This window comes from Pseudomonas sp. MF6776, from assembly GCF_016613125.1.
Classification (GTDB): domain Bacteria; phylum Pseudomonadota; class Gammaproteobacteria; order Pseudomonadales; family Pseudomonadaceae; genus Aquipseudomonas; species Aquipseudomonas iridis.
Genome location: NZ_JAENSQ010000033.1, coordinates 1 through 20328, shown reverse-complemented (window position 1 = coordinate 20328; position 20328 = coordinate 1). Strand labels below are relative to the sequence as shown.

Sequence of the window (20328 nt, the reverse complement as noted above, 5' to 3'; positions counted from 1 at the left end):
GGGGAGATTCCCCCTTTAGGGTTTTTTACACAGCAACCTTCCAATCGCCACCAAAGACACTCTGGGCGATCTTACGAATTGCTGTTTTCTGAACTAAATCGCAGCGATTGAGCAGTGATTCATCCAGCGAAAGCTGAAGCGGATTAGCTGCGCCTTGGTGAGTGTATCCACAAGAGATACGCCCCCAACGAAGCAATGTCCGAGTGGACATCGTAACGCTTAGGTAATTACCACCTAACCCTTGATGTTGATTACGAATGGAGTTCGCAACCTTCACCATATTTTTCGCCATCTCTTCCGGAAGCATTGGCAAAGCAGATATCAAAGTTGCTACTTCGTTATCAGCCTCGAGGTATGGAACCTCAAACACACGGAAGCGATCCAGCGATGCCAGGTTCTGCTGCATGGTGCCAGCATGTACTCCCGATGCATCGCCCTGTCCCGCCGTATTGCCGCAAGCGACAAACCGGAAGTTGGCATGAGGCTTCACAACCTCACCATTGTTTTCCGCAATCACTAAGGGTCTCCCCTCCATGACAGCGTGCAGACCTACAGTTACTGCCGGATCAAGTGTGTCGTACTCATCGAGCACGAACACAAACCCATTGCGCATTGCTTGGGTCAGCGGCCCATCCACAAACTTCGTGTTCAGGTCGCCACTCACCGGATCAGTGACAGGCAGGTTGTAACCAGTAAGCTCCGGCATTTCCATCCGGCTGTGTGCCGAAACGGTGATGCAGGGCCAATTAAGATGGGCAGTGACTTGCTCTACGAGCGAAGACTTACCCGATCCAGTTGGGCCGAGGAGCATGCAGCTATCCCCAAACGGAGCGTAGAGCCAGCTCATGAACGGCTTGACCAGCATCTCGCGGAAGAAATACTTCTTCTTCGGCGCGACGTGATGCATCCACTGGTGTCCTTCTGCAAAACCAGGCGCTTTCGCGTTGGTATTGAAGCCGAACTCTTTCATCTCAACTTGTGCATTGAATTGCATTTTAAATTCTCCGTTCTCGAAAGCAGTTGCCCAAGAAAAGGAGAATCCCCATAGGGGAAGACTCCCCCAGTGGGCGGTTTTTTTTGTGCGGGTTTTACGCAGCAACTACCAGATCAATTACAGACAGGCTGTCTTCACTGGTTTTTTTGGTGAAGCTTACGACTGGTGTGAGCCCGTGATAAACCAGCTCGGCACACAGCGAGTGCATCATCCATGGCGGGCAGCTGACCAGAACGGTAGTTGCGCCAGATTTCTTTGCTTCAGCAAGGGCAATTTCGCCAAGACGCTCAACGCGCTTTGCAACACTTTCCTTCGTTGGCAACACCGGGAAGAAAAGGAGACTACGAATCTCCTGAAATTCCTTCCAACTCGTAAGATCACGAACCCCGAAGGCTTCGAGTTCACGGGTAGTTTTAAACTTGGTCAGGTTAACGACTTCGTTGGTATTGCTCATATTCTCAACTCCAGTTTTCAGAGCGGAGAAAGCCCATACGGGTTTCCCCGCATGGGTAGGTTTTTAAGCTGATTAGAGTCGCAGCTAACGACCCGTGCCAGGCACGGACAAACATCTACGCTCATGCGCGGATGGTTGATTCTGGGAGGTAGCATAAGTCAGATGGACTTATGCTTACTTGAACAGCCCCGATCGGAGCTGTGAGGGTTCTTGAGCTGCAATAGCGCGCAGCTTACGCACCTTTCGGTAGGGCCATGATGCCTATTTACAGGGATGCCTGCAACCCTCTGGGATCACGCAAATTTGCGGTCAAGCAGGCCCGGAGGAGAAAGAAAAGCCGCCCTTAGTCAGCCTTGGGCGGCTCGCTTATCGTGTTTCTGGGCCGGCTCACATCAGGTGAGGAATTCCATGGCATCCAGGCTTGCTTTCCGTGCCGGTCGGGCCTCGACACAAGCGTCAAAAATCAAAATCAAACGGCCATAAAAAGTAAAAACCGCCAGGCCCCTTCCGGAACTCGCCACCTGCGGATTTACCAAGTTCTGTCAGGTAATGCATGGTATCTCGAAGCTCGAGGTATCCCCCCGCAACAAGCCGATCCATCAGGTCTTTCGTCTTGATGCCCATTTTTGCAGCCAACTTTGCAGAGGTGAGCTTGGCCATAGCGCCTGAACCGCCATCAGCCGCATCGGTCGATGCCGATGCTGCCTGAGCAGCAGCGCCACCGCCTTCGACCTTGACGACCATTTCCATTGCAATACGCACCTCATCGCTTACACGGACAATACGCTGAGCCTCGTCGTAGGCATCGCGGTAGCACTCCGAGTCAGCCTCCCGGGTCAGCAGGATGCCCATCTCGTTGTTATTGACCTGGCTGAACTCGTAGAGGTTGAGGCTCGTGATGATGGCCACTTCTTCGTTGAGGTAGCACTTGGCATGCAAATTCTTGCAGAAGCTCGTGCGAACGAAGGTCAGGCCCTTGAGCCAGTTAATTTCCTGAGGGTTGAGCTCGCTCTTGCCGTAGACGATCCGCACGTCAATCTTCATACGGTTTTTGTCTTCCAGCAGCTCGCGGATGCGATCATTGATTTTGAGGAACGGGCTGATCAGGATCAGCCGCTCTTTCGCGTTCTTGATCAGCTCCTCCAGGTAGTAATTGGTAGCGCTGGTGTTAAGAAACTTGGGCATATAATTTCCTTGACTTCGTGAATTGCTCGGGCCTAATGCACCCGCGATTGCATGCACCATAAGTGCTCAAACATGGCCACGGGCTCCATCCCAGAAGGATTTGAGATGGAAGAAAAACGCTGGGAGCAGGATCAGCACTACGCTCGCGACTACAGATAGGGTCACCACCGTTACTGCGCCGTTGAGCGCATGCCACATCCCGATCTCGAGATAACGCGCCACAAAATCCGCGGCCTTGATGATGAACGCCATTGCAACACCTTCTCCCTGGAATGGAATCATCTGGAGCAAGAAGACTAAGCCGCCGAAAGCGACCGCAATGATGGCAAAGCCCTTGAGACCCAGGGCGATATCGGCAGTGCTTGGAATGGCGTGCATCGAGATAACTAGGACGAGCAACGCCAGAGCAAACCCCTGCAATGAGCCAGTACCCAAGTCGACGATCGCGGTAACAGAACCGGTGGCCACAGCGCCGATCCAGACAACCAAAGGCACCATGCCCTGGTCGGGAAGGCTCTGTTCGGATGATGTGCCGAGGGAGAGAACGGCGATTGCGCCCCCGGCCAACAAGGGCGCAATGCCCTGAACAAGAAGACCAATCGAGTTGCGCAAAGAAAACGGGCTATAGGAAAACTCGACGTAGCCCAACTGCCCAGTGATTGCATCCGGTGCGAATAGCGCAAGCTTCCTGATTCGCAGGCCGAAGAGCAGGCATGCAATCGCGTGCGCCAGCTCATGTACGGGCCCGCCGATGATTCCAGTGTTCCGATAGATAATCCACGTCTTTGCCGAAAACTGTGACACCAGCCTACCCCAGACAAAAATCGCTCCGGCCGGCACAAGTAAAAGCGCAAGGTAGAGGTAGATCATGCGCGCTGCCCCGCTGCCGCTTCCATCTCCCGCTTGGCCTCGGCGTGACTTTTCTGGATCACGACCTGGGTGATGCTGTTGATCACCAGTACCTTCTTTGCCCTTGTGGCTGCGACATAGAGCAAATTCAGCTCATCAATCCGCTGATCTGGGGTGATTTTCTCTTCGTCGAAGATGTCCGGGAAATCTTCTTCCAAGACCACCACATCCCATTCCAGCCCCTTTGATCGGTGGCATGTGCTCACAATCACATCGGCATCGAGAGGATCATCTGTTGAGTTACGGCGTAGAGCTGCGATCAATTTCGGGATGTCGTTGTGCTCCTTGAGTATCCTGAGCATCCGATTCATCTCGGCATCCTTCGACTCCTCTGCCGCTTCGGCAAACCCTCCAAAGTCGCTGAACTGCCCAAAAAGGCGCTTGTTGCGGATCTCATCCTTGCGGCCGACCTTCAGATGGTAAACATCCTCGAGGTCGGAGATCTGGTATGCCTCAATCCCCCCGTTCCAGTAGACAACTTGGCCATCAGATACAGCATCAATGGCCGTCATGATCACGCCAATCACCGTGCGGTTGAGCACGGTGTAGTGGTTACATCCAGAGGGAAGCGATGTCGTCACTTTGTCGCGCGCACCGTACCCGACCAGGGGACGTGTTTCCCCTTGCTGTTTGAGGATCGCATTGGCTACGCCGGCAATCATCGGCCCGAACCGGAATGAGTTGGTCAAGAACATCGACGCCGCGCCCTGCACAATCTGCGTATCAAGTGCGTTCTCAGCCCCTCGCCAACGGTAGATCTGCTGCCATTTGTCGCCGACAAATATCTTCCTCGCCTTCTGACCAGCGACCAGGGAGGCAGTTACGGGGTTACTGTCCTGCGCCTCATCGAAAAGGATCACGTCATACGGCAGCTGGGGATTACTGAGCTGGAAGAGCTTCAGGTATGCGTCATGCTGGCAGGGGAATTTGCTCTCTGTATCGATCATCTCGTCCCAGAGTTTCTGGGCAGAATTTATCGTCCGGTCGAGGTGATCGGCTCCGTGCTCCGCTGCCTCTTCCTCGCTGAGCGCAGCAAAATAATGCGCCTCACTGATTTCTTCGTCAGCGCTCGAAAGGTAGGCATTGAGCACAGCGATAGCGTCTCGAACATCTCCCCAGTTCCGTGTTTTGAGGAGCCCGGCAGCATCCGTCAGACGGATATTCCCGAGCTTGTGCTGATAGTGTCGGCCAAACTGCGGCCAGGCCAACTGGTGGGATGTCTTGCACACTACGTTTTTCGGAAACTTCTCCGCGCCTTCATCCCGGATAGCGCGGTTGTACGCCAGATAGAGCATGCGCAAGTGGCTGTGATGGTTGGCATAGGCAACAAGCGTTGTCGTCTTGCCGCACCCGGCATAGGCCTTCACCACCAGATGGTCACCTTGGTATTCGATGATCGGAAGCTGTTCTGCGGTCGACTTCATTGAGGCGACTCCATTCTGTTTTTTGCGGACTTACCGCCGTAGACAGACAGCGCTGCTAAGCACCAGAACGAAAACACGGCATCAATCACGTCGCCCATTGGGAGATGGCGAATAACCAGGGCCACCGGCTCTGTAACCACCAGGAACGTCGCATACCCTGCAACGGCATGCATTCCGAAGGTGCGTAAGGCCGCTGCGATAAGGAGGGCAAATAATGCGCAAGACACCAAGCTATGCGTGGAACTGGAGCTCGGGGCGAAGTGGGTACAGGCGACGACCATGCCAACCGCTACTGCCATCAGGCCAGCAGTGTGACGACTGGATATCGAGCGCAGCTCTTCGCCGCTGTGCCTGAACGTCAGAATCATGACCGCGTGCGAGCCGATGCCTGCCAGGTAGTCAATGAGTGGTGATCGGCATATCGCCGGAAGATATTTTTCGCTGGGCATGTGAGTCTCCTTAGGTGAGGAGATCGTTTCATGCAGGTCGCTGGGAAAGGTCTGGTTTCGGGCGGTTTTTTGGTCTGAATTACGCAGACGCCGCCCCAGATCGGGGCGGCTGGAGGGGGCTTACTGGTTGACGCGATCCTTGAAGGACTTGCCAGGGGTGAACTTTGGCTTGATCGAGGCAGCGATGGTGATCGGAGCCCCGGTAGACGGATTACGGCCCTGACGCTCGGCCTGCTTGGTTGACTCGAAAGTACCAAAGCCCACGAGGCTAACCTTGTCGCCGCCGGCAACGACATTTTGAACCGTCGAGATGAGGCTGTTCAGCACCTCTCCCACGGTTGACTGGCTGTGCCCGCTTTCGTCGGCAATCGCTTTCACGAGTTCTTGACGATTCATTCGCTTTTACTCCTTGGTTGTTGAAAATCGCATGGGTGTTAAGTCCCAGCTGAAAGCAGTGAAACATGGCTCTGGATAATCCCAAGCCGCCGGCTCACCCGAATCGGCGTTTGCTTTTGGCGCGACGGACGTTATAGCCCTTCACCCAGCTTTTCATGTCTTCACTCGGTGGTTTGGGTTGCACGGTACCGATCCATGCGCGATCTGGCAGCTCTTTCATGTATGCCTGGTATGCGTACTGAGCCCACCCGTCTTTCTTGCCGGTCTCACGGGCGTACCCAAGCAGCTCGCAGAAAGTGTGCTGTTTACTGGTCGGCCCGAGCACTTTGCGTCGATCGTCTAGCTTCACGAGCTTGCCGGTGGCCACCGCCACCCCATCCGGTATAACGATTTCATTGCCACACTTCGGACAGAGCAAGCCGCTGAAAACAAAGCTGCACTTCGGACATGGCTTGGTTTTCTTCTCCTGATCGCCTTTGTCCTGCGGGCGGCGGTCAAGACGCTCCCCTTCCCCGTTGTCCATGGCATCGGGCACCTCGTCCGTTGGCTTCCCGTTAAGTAAGAGATTCCCCGAGTGGTCGATGATAATGCAGTCGATTTTTCCTGTTTCAGGCGAGAGCCTGAGCCCACGGCCAATCATCTGATAGTGAAGCATCAGGGACTTGGTAGGGCGCGCTATCACGAGGCAACTGGTCGAGGGGTCATCAAACCCCTTGATCAGCATGGCCACTGATACCAATACCCTTATCCTGCCTGCCTTGTATTGGCGCAGGATTTCCTCAGTCTCATGCGCCGGCATATAGCCATCGATATGGGCTGCGGCAACCCCAGCTTTTAGAAACTCATCTGCGAGCTTCTTGGAGTGCTGGACGTTGCAGGCGAAAACCATTGTTTTGCGGTTTTCGCCCAGTTCTTTCCAGTGCGTTACCACGTCACCAAGCAGCTTGGCGTCACCCATGACCGTGGCTAGCTCGTCCTCGATCCAGTCGCCATTCGGCTTCGTGCTCACCCCCTTCAGAGAAGGCACGGATGGCGCGTAGCACTCTGTAGGGACAAGGAAACCTTGGTCTGTCAGCTCGGAAAGGGAGATGCAGTTGACAAGTCTGTCAAAGATGCGGCCCAGGCCTCGCCGCCATGGGGTAGCACTGAGCCCGATAACTGGCACCTTGTTCCGCCGGCACCACGTGATCAGCTCAATGTGGGCCTCGTGGATGACATGCGCCTCGTCAATGAGAACAAGGTGTGGCTTGTGGTGGTTGAGCATGTAATCCAGGCGCGGACGCAAGCTTTGGATCGTTGCGACCTGGATGGGCTTTCGGTAGTCAGTGCAGGGATGGTCTGACTGAATTGCACCGGCGACCAAACCATCTTTGTGGAACCGCTCAAGCGTCTGATCGAGCAGCTTCACGCTGTCGACGATGAACCAGGCCCTCCGGTTCTTCGCCTGCGCACCGGCAATGATGTGCTTGGCCACCTCTGTCTTACCGGAGCCCGTTGGACTCATCAGCATCTGAATGATCGCGCCAAGGCTTATGCCCTTGCGGAGTTCAAAATCCTGCTGTTGTTGGTAGGGTCGGAGCTGCATCGAGGTTTCCCGCTGTTAGAACTACAGGTAGGAAACCATCGCTTCGAAATAACCCAAGCCAGGTGCTCGATCCGTGGGATGGAGACGGCAACGGAACGCAGCCTAATTGAGGCGGATATTTTTTCCTGCCAATGCGCGCCGATACAGGCTCTTCCTGATGCTCGCACCTCGACTTGGGTTTTCCGGCCGGCGTGCGACTGTGCTCGACATTGCCTGAGCTTTCGCACAGGCGTCGACGAAGGCCAAGAAATAGGAGTCGTAGATGGATGACGTAGGAGAGGCGCGTGCTCGCAAGTTTGCAGAGTCACTGCGCGATGCAAGCTGGGTTATCGATGACGATACTGCCGGCGCACAAAACGCCGTTGGATTCTGGCTGTACTCATACAACTTGGTTGCTGGCCCCCGACTCGTTGGCCAGCTCACGCTGGATGGCTATCGAGCAATGCAGGGCGGCGAAGATCTGAAGAATCTTGACGGACTTCAGCCCGCTGATGTTCTCGGCGCGACCCTCAGCGCCTATGACGCTCTGCCAGAGCAGAGCCGCAATGCTCGGGAGTCGCAAATCGTCATATCAGCGCTGTCGCTATACGCCAGCTCCACTATGACCTGGCAGGCGCTGCCGGCTCTCAAAACTGGAGCCCACCAACACTTCATGGTGTTCGATTGGCTCACGGCCCCCGGCAAGAGGATTTTTCGCCCCGCCGCCGCAATCACCGGTTCCGTTCTTGCTCCTGAAATCCTGACCGACTTCAGTAAGCAAGTGCTCACCGCCCATCTGTCGAAACACCCCCACGAAACGCCTTACTAACCCCAAACTACAGGGACTTTGCTCATGCCAATCCGTCACATCATCGTTCATCAGATCGACAAAAAACCCGATGGCACCCCCGCGGTGCTGCATGCCCGCGACACAGAGCTGGGGGCTTCGCAGGCTATCGAAAACATGCTCGCCGACCTCAACGAGAGCTACAACGCCAAGCAGGGCAAGGCCTGGGGTCTTTTCCACGCGGAGTCGGGCGCTTATCCCTTCAGCCGATGGCTGAAGGAGTACATCGAGGGCGGTCAAGACTTCACATCTTTCAGTCACACTGCCGTAGAGCACCTGCAAAAGCTGATGGAAGAATCGAACCTCTCCACCGGCGGCCACGTCCTGTTCGCCCACTACCAGCAAGGCATGACCGACTACCTGACCATCGCCCTGCTGCACCATAGCGAAGGCGTGGCGGTGAACGACACCCTGGACGTGACTCCAGCCAAGCACTTGGATCTCGGTCAACTGCACCTGGCAGCGCGCATCAACATCAGCGAGTGGCAGAACAACAAGCAGTCCAAGCAGTACATTTCGTTCATCAAGGGCAAGAACGGTCGCAAGGTGTCGGACTACTTCCGTGATTTCATAGGTTGCCAGGAGGGTGTAGACGCCCCCGGTGAAACCCGCACCCTGCTCAAGGCATTCAGCGATTTCGTCGAGAGCGAGGATCTGCCCGAGGAGCAGGCGCGGGAGAAGACCAATACGCTCGTTGGCTACGCCACCAGCCAGGCGAAGTTGGGCGAACCGATGACGCTGGAGGAGCTGTCGGGGCTGATCGATGAAGATCGACCACAGGCGTTCTACGATCACATCCGCAATCGTGACTATGGACTGTCGCCTGAGATCCCAGCGGATAAACGCACCCTCAACCAATTCCGCCGCTTCACCGGCCGCGCAGAAGGTCTGTCGATCAGCTTCGAGGCCCACCTGCTGGGTTCCAAGATCGACTACGACGAGAATGCCGGCACGCTGACTATTCGCAATCTACCCACTCAGTTGCGTGATCAACTCAAGCGCGGCTAAAAAAAATGCCCCGTTCATCTCTGGACGGGGCAGATCCTGCTTAGCCTGGCCGGGTACCTGCTGGGCTTTAGCGCAAGCTCAGGCCGTCGAACCCAAGCCGCAATGAGAGGTGTTCGGCAACCGAAGCGCCGATCTTGCTGGCAAAGCGATCCAGGGGATTCTGTTTGCGGGTGAAGTCAACGATCTTGCTCACACCTACGACTTCGCGAGCCACGTAGTCGGAATCACCCAGGCGATCCACCAGCCCCAATTCCACCGCTTGCTCGCCAGTCCATATCAGCCCCGAGTATAGGTCGGGATTCTCCTTCGCTTTCAAACGCTCTCCCCGCCCAGCCTCAACCGAGCGAATGAATTGATTGTGGGTTGTTTTGAGCACCCCTTCCCAGAACTTCGTCTCCTCTTGGTTTTGAGGCTGGAATTGATCGAGGAAGGCCTTGTGTTCGCCGGACGTATAGGAGCGGCGCTCGACCCCAAGCTTTTGCATGAGTTCGACGTAACCAAAGCTCGCCGCGGTTACACCGATCGATCCGACCAAACTGGCCTTGTCCGCAAATATCTCGTCGGCTGCGCTGGCGATGTAATAACCGCCGGAGGCTCCCAGATCTGTGATGACGGCATAAACCTTCGTGTCTGGATGCAGTGCACGCAAGCGACGAACTTCATCGTAAACATGGCCTGCTTGCACGGGACTTCCGCCTGGGCTGTTGATCTCCAAAATCACAGCTTTCGTATTCTCATTTTCAAAGGCCTTGCCGAGGCTACGCTTCAGGTTCTCAGCGCTCGCTTCCTCCCCATCCGCAATCACTCCCCTCACCTTGATTTTCGCTGTTACCGGCACATCGGTGCCGACGCCATCGAGGTCTGCCCTTCCGCCGACCACAAAAGCAGTCACGACTACCCCAAGGGTCGCGAGCCGGAAAAAGTTCTTCCAGCGACGTGCTGCACGCTGCTCTTTGATGCTTGCTTGCAGCGTTCGCTCCAAGACTTCAAGGCTTTGATCCATGGGATTTCCGTTAAAAGATTGATTCCCGGCTATTAAACACTGGGGAGAGGCGATCCTGAACAGGCGGTTGGCTCTTGGGATTCTCAACGATCGTGAGAGAAGGAGGCAGATCAACCTATACGGAGAACCATTTATGCAGGTCGTCACGCCCCAGGCTCGGCATCATGCTGGACTTACCCTCAGCCTGGCTATTGGAGTTACTGGCTCACCACAAGCGCTTTCTCGGCTGAAGGCCAAGCTCGAACTAGCGGTTGAGGATGCTTTGCAAGTTCTCTCCCAACAGGCCAGCAATGAGCTTGGAATTGAGATCGGTCGCTGCAACATCGAAACGTCCATCTCCCAACCAGAGCGCGACGGTTCGGCGTCGATCTGGCCCCCAGAGAGTGATTCGGCGGAGCAGCTGGGAGTCCCCTCGGGGTCTCCATCCTCAGCTCCCCTGAAAGCAGGATCGTGCCTGTGAGCGCCGCATCCGCCGTGACACATCACCTCGAGCACGAGCGCTTTGTAGTGCGGGATATCTCTGACCAGTACGAGGCACCGACCTTTGACCTGATTTTCCGAGACCAGGAGCACGGAGTTGAGCGTTGCTCCGACAGCGTGTGGAGTTCGCACGAGCAAGCCTCGGTAGCAGCGGAGGCACTGGAAAAGGCAGATCGCCGTCCAGTTCACTGGGGTGTGTTGAAGAGCCTCTAAAAGGAGGCCCATAGAAATCAGGCGACCGGCTGTGTCGCCTTTTTTGTTCTCGCTTTTCCTTGCGCTGCCGGCCCCACGACTCAATCAGCTTAGTAGCCGGCCGCATTGAGGTGACTTGGGTTTTTCAAGTCGGCCTATAACGTGGCCAATGCAACCTCGACTGAAACCGAGGAGAAAAACACCGCACAACCGCAAACAGCGCAGCCCGCTTTCAGGCGAAAAAACCGTCTGAAATCGAGACCTTCCTCAGCCAATACCTAACAAACTAATCGCCGACCAACCAACAAGGATCATCAGTATGCAATTCAACAATTTCTCATCCTCGTCCAAATCTCCCTTGGCTCTCGGCTCGATTGCCGTTGTGGCCGTTATAGGTATGGGTCTGCTGCTTGGCTCGTTTTATACCGTCGACGAGAAAGAACGCGCAGTGGTCCTGCGCAACGGTGCCTTCATGGAGGTGGCAGATCCAGGGCTGCATTGGAAAATCCCCTTCATCGATAGCGCCAAAGCGATCTCGATACAGAACAACGCCACCAAGTGGGACGGTTTGCAGGCATACAGCCGTGACCAACAGGCTGCAACGTTGTCGGTCTCGGTCAGCTGGCACGTGCCGGCAGGCGAGGTCGCGGAGGTCTACAAGGGCTACGCCGATCTGGACGGCCTGCTGACAAGAGCAATCAGCCGCCATGTCCCAACACAGGTGGAAAACGTCTTCGGTCAATACACCGCCGTCAATGCCGTACAGCAACGCGGCAAGCTGGTTGCCGATATCGCCTCTGCAATCAAGAGCGCAGTCAGTGGGCCGGTGGTGATCGACAGTGTGCAGGTCGAGAACATCGACTTCAGTGACGCCTACGAGAAGTCGATCGAAGAGCGCATGCGCGCTGAGGTTGCCGTGAAGACTCGCGAGCAGCAACTGGCCACTGAGCAGATCCAGGCGCGGATTGTCGTCACCCAGGCCCAGGCTACCGCGGATTCTGCACTGGCCGCCGCACGTGCCGAAGCGGAAAGCATTCAGCTGCGCGGCGAAGCGGAAGCAAAAGCCATCGACGCCCGCGCTCGCGCCCTGGGCAGCAACCCCGGCCTGGTCGAACTGACCAAAGCCGAGCGCTGGAACGGCGTGCTGCCTACCACTGTACTTCCAGGCGGAACCCTGCCGTTCATCGACGCCAAGAAGTAATCCATCTTCCCACATTAGAAGCCCGCAGCCCTGACAAGCTCGCGGGCTTTGTCATTGTAAAAGGGATCTACCAATCCAGTAGTCATGCCGGTGGAAACGGAGAAACAAATGCACCGAACCATACCCAGCTGCACCTTCTTATCGCGCAGTGACGCTGAAGCATACTCGCAAGGCCCCGACTGGCACCTGATATCGATATCTGATGGTCTTGAAGACCAGGCCCGCATCGACGAGGCACGCTGGAAGAGCGTGAGCTACCACCACTTCATTGACGCTGGCTTTGACGAAGAAGTCATCGAGATATATGGGCCAGATTTTGAGCGGAACTACGTCGATTACTTGCTCAGCGGTAAGGCTGACGTGCTGCGGGAGCGCATCCGGGAAATTACAGATCGAGGGGAAAATATCGCTGTCAATTGCCAAGCCGGCCGATCCCGCAGTGCCGCGGTTGCTTTGTATATCAGCAAACATTATGGCTACCAACTGCATAAGCCGACCCCAGACGCAAACCAGTGCGTCTACCGGATGCTGGCCAACGATGTTCACCTGATGGCAGCCTACCGTGCGGCAAGCACTCCAGTAGAACCAGAAGCGCCAAAGCGAAGCCTTCTCTCGGCAATCAAATCGATGTTCTCGTGAGCGAACAGCGACGGTAGAGATCATGGTAAATTAGCCGCTGGGCAGCTTCATGGTAGAAGCTACGCTCCCAAGGCACTCCCCCCCTCACCTGTCTCGTCTGTGGTGTCGCTGAAGCTGCTCATTTTATTTCCGAAGCCCGCCAGGCTTGCCCTAGGCGGGCTTTTCTTTGAGCAACGCGCTGTCGCTCAACCAGCCATTGGGATTCTCCCCAGCCAACGTACTCTGGCCATCTTCGCGAACGATCAACATTCCTCAAGGCAAAGGACTATGACTGACCGCCGAATCACCGCCGCAGTCCTGGATGGGCTCTTAGAAGCCTTGGATAGCGCACCTGTCGAGTGCGATGGGATGTGCAGGCTGGTTGCTACCAGGTTGGCTCGGGCAGGAATTCCCTACCAAGGCATGCTTGGCCAACTGCTTGTTGCTGGCCGGGCCGTTTCTCCCCACTACTGGATCGAGGTTGGGCTTTTCCGGATCGACTACCGCGCCAGGATGTGGCTCGGCTCCGATCCTGAAATTCCCCACGGCGTTTTTCCTCTGGATGGGAGGCCTTCAGCCCAATACACCGGCATCAGGGTGCAAATTGATCCCCTGCTCCCTTCTGTCTACGAAATCCTGATCATGCCGCCGTTTGGCATCAGCCCTCCCGAGGCTCGTTGAGTCTGGTTGGGATTCCCAGCTCATGCCGTAGCCTGATGGCATCTCCTGGAAAACTCGGATCGCCTTATGTCTTACACCACCGCCACCATCAACGAACTGTTTGGTCTACGCGACAAGGTAGGCCTTTCAACCGCTTCGGGCTTCAAAGCTCGTGTGCGCTTTGTACAGCTGGCTTACCGCCACAATCTCGTACATGAGATCACCAGCTACCAGTTGTGGGATCGTGGGTTTGAAGGACTGGGCGAGCGTACTTTTGATACCTGCTTCGAGATGGGAGACAGTCCCGAAGTTATCGCCGAGCTGATCCGTGACGCGCGCACCCACGGCTATGCCGGAAACATAGAGATGGAGGTGGGAAATCCTGAATGCTTCGCCCGTTGGTGCGGCTACGCAGACCGCCAGGGCGAGCTAGCACTGTAAGTGTATGCGTCAGGCCAGCTACCCAGCCCGGTTCGCCGGGCTTTTTGTTGAGTTGGGATTTTCAGCGGCGGCAGTAGCATTTAACCATCTACCCGTGGCCAACAAGGAGCTGCCCATGACTACCAAGCATACCCCACGCCCACCCCTCCACCTGTTGCTGTCTTGGGCAGTGTTTGCCCTTGGAGCAATCCACGCTATCGCCATTTGGGCAGGCTACGCCTATCTGATTCCCTTTGAGTTCCTGATGCTTGCTGGAGGTCTTATGGGCGCCACCGGGGTTTTAATTTTGGGCATCGTAGTGTGGGTATTCTGGGGGCTGGTGGGTTTGGTGCTTGGCATGCTTGCTGAGGGGGGCGTGCGCGCATGAAATACAAACCTTTTCCCCATCGGCCTCGTCCCATCGACTTTAACCAGCGCCGAGCATCTGCGTTCCAGCGCAAACAAAACCGCGAAGCCAATGCCCTGCCGCTGTTTGCAGAGCAGATCCGCGAACAGCAACACGACTGGGAGACAGAGAAAGATGCGCGTCAGCGCAGGGACGATGCCTGTGTTGCCCGCTGGAGGCTGCGAGAAGCCGCATTGTGGCGTAAAGCCCGTAGCATGTACTTCGCCCTACCCGAGCAAGATCGGGCGAGCTGCCGGCAAGACTGGGTGAAAGTGTTCCGTGGCGCGTGGACGCCAACATCACTGATATACCTAATCGAGAAATACAACGGGGTCGGCGCAGAGCGTGAAGCGAGAATGGCAGCAGACCGCAAGGCCATGAATGACCGAATCACAACCTACCTGCTTTCCCAGCAAGCTCTCGCCTGCTGACCTCTACCGGGTCCACCGGCTATTGGGCGCAGGTTTCGCCACCAGCGCCCGCCCTCCCCTTGATCCACTGTTTGACCTCACGCTCGGTGAGCATGGTCCCACTGGATAATCCTGAGGCGATATTGCGCACCTGGAAGTTTGGCCACCGAGGTGACTGAACCAGGAGCATGTCAGGTTCGCAGTCATCTTCTTGCGTGAAAACAGCAAGGCACCGCCAGCCCCGCGAAGCAGCAGCTGCGTCCCAGTCTTGGCTGAAATCCTCAATCACGGCGTTATGCCGTTCCGCGTAAGCCTCAAGCCGCACGTTGAGCCTCCTAACGAGCCTTAGTCGCTGCGCATCTCTTCTTCTATTGCGCGAATGCTATGGTCCAACTCAGCTGCACGGGCTTCCAGCTCGGCAATACGAGCCGCTTTTAACTGGTGGATTTCATCCCGGAGCCGGGAAAATGTCTCCGGTCGAATCCGCTGCAAGTCGTACAACGCCTGCAAGTAGCTTTCAGCTCCCCTCGTGCTCAATCGAACGCCGATATCACTTTCAGCCTCGGTGATCAGTCCTATGTGCAGGGATAGGTAGGCGGTTACTGGGTCTCGGGTATCGGTCATTAGGTGATTACCTTGGTCAATCTTCGTTGCTATGCCTTCTGGCGTTGATCAGCTTCTTCGACGCGCAAATTGCAAAGCCGCAAGTGGCGCGGGGTAAGTGACTGCGATGCGGAGCTGACACTTTCGCGAATGGTTTCAACTTTCTCCACTCCACCTGGAACACGCTTACGAATGAGCGGCTTAGTAGCGTCATAGATGGATTGAGTAAATGATTCGCTTGAGTTGGACTGCTGCATGGCTTGGTTTCCGATATCAATTTGTGGTCCTCATAGGTTCACACGCTTCGCCGGAAACCCAAGCCGTCAAACGTCCAGCCATCCTCGGGCATGAGATCGTTCGTTGAGCTTATAGGCAAGATTGCCTATTCTCTTGCGTAGGCAATATTGCCTATTTTGTAGGTGCTATCAAGTGGATAATCGGACCCGCTTCCTGACCTTGCTAAAGGAAAACGGTATTACTCAGGCGAAAAGTGCTGTGCTGATTGCCGCCGTTACACAGCGACCATGCTCGCCGCGCACGGTTCGATCCTGGGTGAATGATCCGGATAAACCCAGCTCAACCCCTTGCCCTGGTTGGGCCGTTGCTGCGCTCGAAAAGGCAATCGAGTACATGGAACGCGCACTGCTTCGGCGTGAGGAACAGCATGCAAAGCCCCACGGAGAAAGCCAGTAGAACTTTACCGCGTGGGCTTTCCCCGTAACCGCTGGACGTTAGAAGACTCCTCAATAGCCACCTGACCCTCGACATAGGCGAAAAGGTCAGCTTGTGACTTGCGAATGCCCGCTACATCACCACGCGCAAGCTCAAGAATTTCAGACAGCTTCTGCTCAGGTGTTTCGTCCTTCGCCCAGCCAAGGAATGAATCAAGGGCTCCCCTCAGGTCGCGGTAGAGATAGTCGCCGACCTCCCAAAGCGAATCACTTCGAGCCGCGTATTTTTCAACCTTTCGCCGAATATCGCTCACCAACTCGGGTGAACTCAGGTAGTGGAGAATGAGCTTTTGGCTGTGAAATGCCAGAAGTAGTTCGGTGAGGCTGATGATGCGGCTGCCGATATTGGTAGCGTCGCGGGTTATCGGAGGAAGGGCTTTATCCAGGGCTTTATCAATTGCGGCCTGATGGAGCTTTCTGGCTTTTTCCTTCTTCTGTTCCTCCCGCTTCTTGATCTCCTTGGCGTGCTCCACGCGAAGGTTTAGCTGCTGTACCAGGTCTTCCGTCACACGGATATTTTCTACCTCCTCTTCCGAGAGAAGGTGGCTGAGTCGACCATCAAGCAGTTGTTTCAGCTGGGTGGCGGTCCCAGTCAATTTCGATTGCTGAGCGCGTAGATCCGCAGCGCTAAAATAGCGTAAGGCCTCAAGAACCTGCTCGGTGGAAACCCGCCATTTCAATTTATCGCCTGTCATGTCCGATCCGATTACCGAAAGTAGTAGCGCTGAGAGCATAGCTCCGGATGTTGGGCTTCTGCTGTTTGCTGATAATACTGAAGCAAACCAAGGAGGTTTCACAGCCAATGAGCACTGATCCGTTCGCTAACCATCTACGCCTCAAGAAGCCCTGCGCAAACTGTCCGTTTCGAAAAGAAGGGGCGATCACACTTAGCCGCGGTCGAATGGAGGGGATAATTTCTTCTCTGATTGATAACGATCACGGCACATTCCCATGCCACAAGACAACGCATTCAGCGCGCGGAGGTGAGTGGGATGATGAGGGTGAATACACCCCGTCCGGGCATGAGGCGATGTGTGCGGGCGCTGCTGCTTACCTCCTAAAGAAGGGACGGCCGACCGTCATGATGCGGATGGGGTTTTCACTAGGAGTTGCCCAACCGGGGGACTGGGATGCCGCTAAAACAGCTGTAATCGACTGAATATCCGAACGGATGGGAAATAGTAGTGATCACGACCAATGCCCGAACCAAAGACCCCGAAGATGTGGGCCTCATTTTCCACTCGATCCTGCGTTACGGCGAAGCCAATGCAGACCGACTGGATCGCTCAATAATCTCGATTGGCTACAGCACCCTACTCAACAACGCGGATCAAGCGGCCTCATGGCTGGCAAGCCTTCACGTCGATGTCGGCGATGATTGGGACGGTTGTGTATGGCTTGAGCGCTTGGATGACATCAGCGCTGGGAGCCTAGCCCAGATGCTCTATGCCGACGATGTGGATGTGGAGAGCGCTGTGATTTGCTGGCTCTCGCGTCGCTGAAAACCTGCTGAACATGCTGGCGGATTCTGCGGATTCTGCGGAAAGCCACCAGCAGCAGGGGCGAGCGCCTGGCGGAAGGGTGCGGATCGTTGCGGATTTGGTACGCACCGCGTCGCGTATTCACCCTTTACGTTCGGGGTGGAAAAAATCTCCTCCGTATCCCTGTCGCTACGCGCTTCTCCGGCACCGGCCATGCCGGGCACCGCTTGGGATTTTCTGGGCCGGTGAGACGCTGAAGGCATCAACAAGGAGGCGATGCCCATGCACACCCAATCCCACGATTTCAGCCACGACGCTCAGCACGTCATCGCAGGCGATGTCCTCGACCAGTTTTATGCGCCGGTCCAGTTCGACGCGCTGACCCTGCTGGCCAGCGAGTTTATCCGTCTGCGCGAGCGCATCATTGAGGTCCACGGCATCATCACCGAAGAAAACGTAAGCGGGGTGCTAGGGTTTTTTTTCGCTGGTAATTCCGGCGACAAATACGGCAACAACGCCTCGCTACGCCACCTCAGCTCGTTCACCGAAATCTTCAACCTGGAAGGCGCGCTCAATGAGCTGACGGCGAAATTCTGGGATCGAGCACTACGTCAGACCGACCTGATGGAGTTCATGCCCCAGGCTCGCCGCTCGCAATGGACTGAAATTCTCAACGCCTGGCGTGAGCATGGCTATCAGCGCGGGAAGAATCCCGAGCTGGACATGCCGGAGTTCAACCTCGAAAACCTCCGCGCCACAGTTGAATCTCTGCTGGCTCGACGTGCCGAGTTTTTGGCCGAGCGGGTCGATGGGATCTTCAAGGCGCTTTCCCGCAGTCATGTAACAAACGTGCCTGAGGGCTTCTCCAAGCGCATGATCATGGGCCGCGTATTCAACGAATGGGGTAGCGTGGACTACAGCAGTGAGGGCGTGATTCATGACCTCCGGCTCGTGATCGCAAAATTTATGGGCCGCGACGATCCATGCAGGGCCTCCACAAGCCGGTTGCTCAACAGCGCCCGAGCGGCTCGCGGTGAATGGCTTGAGGCCGATTGCGGCTCATTTCGTGTGCGTGCCTACCAAGTGGGCACCGCCCATCTAGAAGTTCACCCAGACATGGCCTACCGGTTGAATAGCATTCTTGCATTCCTCCACCCGGCAGCTATCCCAGAAGCATTTCGTAGACGGCCAGTTCGTGCGAAGGCGTCTGGCTTCAAGAGCAAAAAGCTGTTCGAGCGCCCCTTTAGCAACTCGGTGGCTACTGCCCTTACACACATGGAACAAGCCAGCCGATACGTCAAAAGCACTGACTGGCGTCGTGAGTACGATAAGCGTCCGATTCGAAATGCCATCGAGCTGTGCTTTCGCCAGCGTGACACCAGCAAGCACCTTGCAGCGGAAATTGATGCTGTCATGCAGGCCCTCGGTGGCGTCCTGACTACTGACACAGAGCGCAAACACTTCACATATTGGCAGTTTGACTATGATGCCCTAGACCTCGTGCATGAGGTCGCCACCCTCGGCTACATCCCAGATCACAAGAGCCATCAGTTTTACCCAACCCCGGAGCCAGTGGCGCTGCGGCTGGTCGATTGGCTCGAAATCGGCTTGCTCGATACGGTTTGCGAGCCCTCAGCGGGTCAGGGCGGGATTGCCGACCACCTTCCGAAGGATCGCACCCGCTGCGTCGAGATCAGCCCGCTACATTGCGACATCCTGCGGCGCAAAGGTCACACCGTAACCGAGGCAGATTTCCTTACCTGGAATCCTGGCACAACCTTCTCTGTAGTGGCTCTGAACCCACCGTACAGCGAGGGCCGCTGGCAAGAGCACTTGAAACGCGCCGCAACCCTGGTGGCCGATGGCGGCCGAATCGGCGCAGTGCTGCCGATGTCTGCACGCAAACATGCTGTTGATCTACTGCCGGGCTTTGACCTGGAGTTCTCCGAGCCCATCGACAACGCATTTTCGGGCACCTCGATCAGCGTGCTGTTGCTCAAGGCTACAAAGCGCTAAGTCAGGCCTATCTGTATGGAATGTGGCGGGATATCACCCCCGCCCTTGATCCCTCTCCCCTACCCTTGCATCACATCACCCAACAAGGAGTTGAGCATGACCCCTCAAGACATCCTCGCCATGCCGGCCGATGACTACATGAACGAAATCCAGAAGGATTTTTTCTCTCAGGTTTTGCTGGAAAATCAGGCGTCCGTGATGGATGCCATTGCAGCCGCGCGACTCACTTTGGCCACCCTCGGCAACGCGGCTGATCCTGCAGACCTTGCCAATATCGAAGAGGATCGGCAGAACCTCACACGCACACTGGACCGCCTCACCAACCAGCTCAACAACATCCGCTACTCACTCAAGTCACTTGCCGATGACGAATACGGGTGGTGCGAAATGACAGGCGAGGAAATCGGCCTGCCCCGGCTTATTGCACAGCCTACCGCGCGTTACTCTGCAGCAAACCAAGCCCGCCAAGAATCAATCTCCCGGCACTAGGGGTTTGGGGAGCAGTGGAACCAAAAACCAACGTAAGGCTTAGCTAGAGTTCACCGCTGCCGAAAATAGGGGCGGTTATCCAGACTTTGTTTTACTGAACGACTTTTCTGCACTGCTTTTCATGCGTTTGGACGGCCTGGCGTCAGTGCCTGCCAGGGTTCGACAAAAGGATGGTTTTCCCGAACTAACCAGACGCCACAAGGGTTTGCGGGCAGGCGCTGGGCTTAAGTGCACTTTCTGTTCCGTTGCTCCCCAAACCCCTGGTTCCGGCTGCTGCGCACCCTGCTTGATGAGCTGAACACGCCGCTCTCGCACTGCGGCAGTTGCTCGGCGAGCATCCGCCATGTCTGGGAGCGCTGCGGCCATCCGCTGCGCGCCGGGCAGAGTC

General features: G+C 56.0%; 24 protein-coding genes. 12 read left to right on the top strand and 12 right to left on the bottom strand.

The annotated features are described in order from the left end of the window. Nucleotides 1-25: 25 nt before the first annotated feature. From JJD74_RS25825 to JJD74_RS25790, 8 genes are all read right to left on the bottom strand, one after another. Entirely contained in the window at nt 26-994 is a 969-nt protein-coding gene (locus JJD74_RS25825; RefSeq protein WP_128655775.1) for an AAA family ATPase, read from the bottom strand. Nucleotides 995-1088: 94 nt separating this feature from the next. Then, nucleotides 1089-1448: a hypothetical protein gene (locus JJD74_RS25820; RefSeq protein WP_060763788.1), complete on the bottom strand. Its 360-nt coding sequence runs from the start codon at nt 1446-1448 to the stop codon at nt 1089-1091. Between the two features lie 456 nt (nt 1449-1904). After that, nucleotides 1905-2633, bottom strand: coding sequence for a phospholipase D family protein (locus JJD74_RS25815; RefSeq protein WP_060763789.1), 729 nt, complete (start codon nt 2631-2633; stop codon nt 1905-1907). A gap of 66 nt (nt 2634-2699) precedes the next feature. Continuing rightward, the gene (locus tag JJD74_RS25810; RefSeq protein WP_060763790.1) at nt 2700-3503 is read right to left on the bottom strand and encodes a hypothetical protein; all 804 of its coding nucleotides are present in this window, start codon (nt 3501-3503) and stop codon (nt 2700-2702) included. After that, the gene (locus JJD74_RS25805) at nt 3500-4966 is read right to left on the bottom strand and encodes a 3'-5' exonuclease (protein WP_060763791.1); all 1467 of its coding nucleotides are present in this window, start codon (nt 4964-4966) and stop codon (nt 3500-3502) included. Before JJD74_RS25805 ends, JJD74_RS25810 begins: the two co-directional genes overlap by 4 nt. After that, entirely contained in the window at nt 4963-5415 is a 453-nt protein-coding gene (locus tag JJD74_RS25800) for a hypothetical protein (RefSeq protein ID WP_124097838.1), read from the bottom strand. The genes JJD74_RS25805 and JJD74_RS25800 overlap by 4 nt, the downstream gene beginning before the upstream one ends. A gap of 120 nt (nt 5416-5535) precedes the next feature. Continuing rightward, a complete protein-coding gene (locus JJD74_RS25795) occupies nt 5536-5811 on the bottom strand; it encodes an HU family DNA-binding protein (RefSeq protein ID WP_043859655.1) in 276 nt (91 codons plus the stop codon). Nucleotides 5812-5905: 94 nt separating this feature from the next. After that, on the bottom strand, nt 5906-7396 hold the full coding sequence (locus JJD74_RS25790) for a DEAD/DEAH box helicase (RefSeq protein ID WP_124097837.1): 1491 nt from the start codon (nt 7394-7396) through the stop codon (nt 5906-5908). Between the two features lie 262 nt (nt 7397-7658). Here JJD74_RS25790 and JJD74_RS25785 point away from each other — a divergent pair, with 262 nt between their 5' ends. Both JJD74_RS25785 and yejK read left to right on the top strand, forming a co-directional pair. After that, on the top strand, nt 7659-8204 hold the full coding sequence (locus JJD74_RS25785; protein WP_033045067.1) for a hypothetical protein: 546 nt from the start codon (nt 7659-7661) through the stop codon (nt 8202-8204). Nucleotides 8205-8228: 24 nt separating this feature from the next. Beyond that, entirely contained in the window at nt 8229-9230 is a 1002-nt protein-coding gene (yejK, locus tag JJD74_RS25780; RefSeq protein WP_033045065.1) for a nucleoid-associated protein YejK, read from the top strand. 67 nt (nt 9231-9297) lie between these two features. On the opposite strand, the gene sppA is transcribed toward yejK, so the two are convergent. Further along, nucleotides 9298-10233, bottom strand: coding sequence for a signal peptide peptidase SppA (sppA, locus tag JJD74_RS25775; RefSeq protein WP_050511654.1), 936 nt, complete (start codon nt 10231-10233; stop codon nt 9298-9300). Between the two features lie 456 nt (nt 10234-10689). On the opposite strand from sppA, the gene JJD74_RS25770 reads away from it, so the two are divergent. The 7 genes from JJD74_RS25770 (at nt 10690) to JJD74_RS25740 (ending at nt 14641) form a co-directional block, all read left to right on the top strand. After that, on the top strand, nt 10690-10926 hold the full coding sequence (locus JJD74_RS25770; protein ID WP_033045061.1) for a hypothetical protein: 237 nt from the start codon (nt 10690-10692) through the stop codon (nt 10924-10926). Between the two features lie 298 nt (nt 10927-11224). After that, a complete protein-coding gene (locus tag JJD74_RS25765) occupies nt 11225-12106 on the top strand; it encodes a prohibitin family protein (protein ID WP_033045059.1) in 882 nt (293 codons plus the stop codon). 108 nt (nt 12107-12214) lie between these two features. Continuing rightward, a complete protein-coding gene (locus JJD74_RS25760; RefSeq protein ID WP_033045058.1) occupies nt 12215-12745 on the top strand; it encodes a dual specificity protein phosphatase family protein in 531 nt (176 codons plus the stop codon). 267 nt (nt 12746-13012) lie between these two features. Further along, on the top strand, nt 13013-13405 hold the full coding sequence (locus tag JJD74_RS25755; protein ID WP_050511656.1) for a hypothetical protein: 393 nt from the start codon (nt 13013-13015) through the stop codon (nt 13403-13405). Nucleotides 13406-13471: 66 nt separating this feature from the next. After that, nucleotides 13472-13825 carry a hypothetical protein gene (locus tag JJD74_RS25750; protein WP_200617115.1) on the top strand — a complete coding sequence of 118 codons (354 nt, stop codon included), beginning with the start codon at nt 13472-13474 and terminating at the stop codon, nt 13823-13825. A gap of 115 nt (nt 13826-13940) precedes the next feature. Further along, nucleotides 13941-14192 carry a hypothetical protein gene (locus tag JJD74_RS25745; protein ID WP_200617114.1) on the top strand — a complete coding sequence of 84 codons (252 nt, stop codon included), beginning with the start codon at nt 13941-13943 and terminating at the stop codon, nt 14190-14192. Further along, the gene (locus tag JJD74_RS25740; protein WP_200617113.1) at nt 14189-14641 is read left to right on the top strand and encodes a hypothetical protein; all 453 of its coding nucleotides are present in this window, start codon (nt 14189-14191) and stop codon (nt 14639-14641) included. The genes JJD74_RS25745 and JJD74_RS25740 overlap by 4 nt, the downstream gene beginning before the upstream one ends. 324 nt (nt 14642-14965) lie before the next feature. On the opposite strand, the gene JJD74_RS25735 is transcribed toward JJD74_RS25740, so the two are convergent. The 3 genes from JJD74_RS25735 to JJD74_RS25725 all read right to left on the bottom strand — a co-directional run bounded on the left by JJD74_RS25735 (nt 14966) and on the right by JJD74_RS25725 (nt 16649). Next, entirely contained in the window at nt 14966-15244 is a 279-nt protein-coding gene (locus JJD74_RS25735; protein ID WP_200617112.1) for a hypothetical protein, read from the bottom strand. Between the two features lie 29 nt (nt 15245-15273). Continuing rightward, entirely contained in the window at nt 15274-15480 is a 207-nt protein-coding gene (locus tag JJD74_RS25730) for a hypothetical protein (RefSeq protein WP_200617111.1), read from the bottom strand. 440 nt (nt 15481-15920) lie between these two features. Next, nucleotides 15921-16649, bottom strand: a complete 729-nt coding sequence (locus tag JJD74_RS25725; protein ID WP_200617110.1) for a hypothetical protein — start codon at nt 16647-16649, stop codon at nt 15921-15923. Between the two features lie 489 nt (nt 16650-17138). Between JJD74_RS25725 and JJD74_RS25720 the strand changes: the two genes are divergently transcribed. From JJD74_RS25720 to JJD74_RS25710, 3 genes are all read left to right on the top strand, one after another. Further along, entirely contained in the window at nt 17139-17456 is a 318-nt protein-coding gene (locus JJD74_RS25720; protein ID WP_200617109.1) for a hypothetical protein, read from the top strand. A 261-nt stretch (nt 17457-17717) separates the two neighbouring features. After that, a complete protein-coding gene (locus JJD74_RS25715) occupies nt 17718-19451 on the top strand; it encodes a DUF4942 domain-containing protein (RefSeq protein WP_200617108.1) in 1734 nt (577 codons plus the stop codon). Between the two features lie 96 nt (nt 19452-19547). Next, a complete protein-coding gene (locus tag JJD74_RS25710) occupies nt 19548-19940 on the top strand; it encodes a TraR/DksA family transcriptional regulator (protein ID WP_200617107.1) in 393 nt (130 codons plus the stop codon). Nucleotides 19941-20328 lie beyond the last annotated feature (388 nt).

Excerpts from the sequence above, each read along its gene's own strand:
- JJD74_RS25745 (WP_200617114.1), top strand. The coding sequence starts at position 13,941 with ATGACTACCAAGCATACCCCACGCCCACCCCTCCACCTGTTGCTGTCT.
- JJD74_RS25710 (WP_200617107.1), top strand. The coding sequence starts at position 19,548 with ATGACCCCTCAAGACATCCTCGCCATGCCGGCCGATGACTACATGAAC.
- JJD74_RS25740 (WP_200617113.1), top strand. The coding sequence starts at position 14,189 with ATGAAATACAAACCTTTTCCCCATCGGCCTCGTCCCATCGACTTTAAC.
- JJD74_RS25815 (WP_060763789.1), bottom strand. The coding sequence starts at position 2,633 with ATGCCCAAGTTTCTTAACACCAGCGCTACCAATTACTACCTGGAGGAG.
- JJD74_RS25795 (WP_043859655.1), bottom strand. The coding sequence starts at position 5,811 with ATGAATCGTCAAGAACTCGTGAAAGCGATTGCCGACGAAAGCGGGCAC.
- JJD74_RS25730 (WP_200617111.1), bottom strand. The coding sequence starts at position 15,480 with ATGCAGCAGTCCAACTCAAGCGAATCATTTACTCAATCCATCTATGAC.
- JJD74_RS25800 (WP_124097838.1), bottom strand. The coding sequence starts at position 5,415 with ATGCCCAGCGAAAAATATCTTCCGGCGATATGCCGATCACCACTCATT.
- JJD74_RS25810 (WP_060763790.1), bottom strand. The coding sequence starts at position 3,503 with ATGATCTACCTCTACCTTGCGCTTTTACTTGTGCCGGCCGGAGCGATT.
- JJD74_RS25785 (WP_033045067.1), top strand. The coding sequence starts at position 7,659 with ATGGATGACGTAGGAGAGGCGCGTGCTCGCAAGTTTGCAGAGTCACTG.
- JJD74_RS25725 (WP_200617110.1), bottom strand. The coding sequence starts at position 16,649 with ATGACAGGCGATAAATTGAAATGGCGGGTTTCCACCGAGCAGGTTCTT.
- yejK (WP_033045065.1), top strand. The coding sequence starts at position 8,229 with ATGCCAATCCGTCACATCATCGTTCATCAGATCGACAAAAAACCCGAT.
- JJD74_RS25805 (WP_060763791.1), bottom strand. The coding sequence starts at position 4,966 with ATGAAGTCGACCGCAGAACAGCTTCCGATCATCGAATACCAAGGTGAC.
- JJD74_RS25760 (WP_033045058.1), top strand. The coding sequence starts at position 12,215 with ATGCACCGAACCATACCCAGCTGCACCTTCTTATCGCGCAGTGACGCT.
- JJD74_RS25820 (WP_060763788.1), bottom strand. The coding sequence starts at position 1,448 with ATGAGCAATACCAACGAAGTCGTTAACCTGACCAAGTTTAAAACTACC.
- JJD74_RS25790 (WP_124097837.1), bottom strand. The coding sequence starts at position 7,396 with ATGCAGCTCCGACCCTACCAACAACAGCAGGATTTTGAACTCCGCAAG.
- sppA (WP_050511654.1), bottom strand. The coding sequence starts at position 10,233 with ATGGATCAAAGCCTTGAAGTCTTGGAGCGAACGCTGCAAGCAAGCATC.
- JJD74_RS25755 (WP_050511656.1), top strand. The coding sequence starts at position 13,013 with ATGACTGACCGCCGAATCACCGCCGCAGTCCTGGATGGGCTCTTAGAA.
- JJD74_RS25825 (WP_128655775.1), bottom strand. The coding sequence starts at position 994 with ATGCAATTCAATGCACAAGTTGAGATGAAAGAGTTCGGCTTCAATACC.
- JJD74_RS25735 (WP_200617112.1), bottom strand. The coding sequence starts at position 15,244 with ATGACCGATACCCGAGACCCAGTAACCGCCTACCTATCCCTGCACATA.
- JJD74_RS25765 (WP_033045059.1), top strand. The coding sequence starts at position 11,225 with ATGCAATTCAACAATTTCTCATCCTCGTCCAAATCTCCCTTGGCTCTC.
- JJD74_RS25715 (WP_200617108.1), top strand. The coding sequence starts at position 17,718 with ATGCACACCCAATCCCACGATTTCAGCCACGACGCTCAGCACGTCATC.
- JJD74_RS25750 (WP_200617115.1), top strand. The coding sequence starts at position 13,472 with ATGTCTTACACCACCGCCACCATCAACGAACTGTTTGGTCTACGCGAC.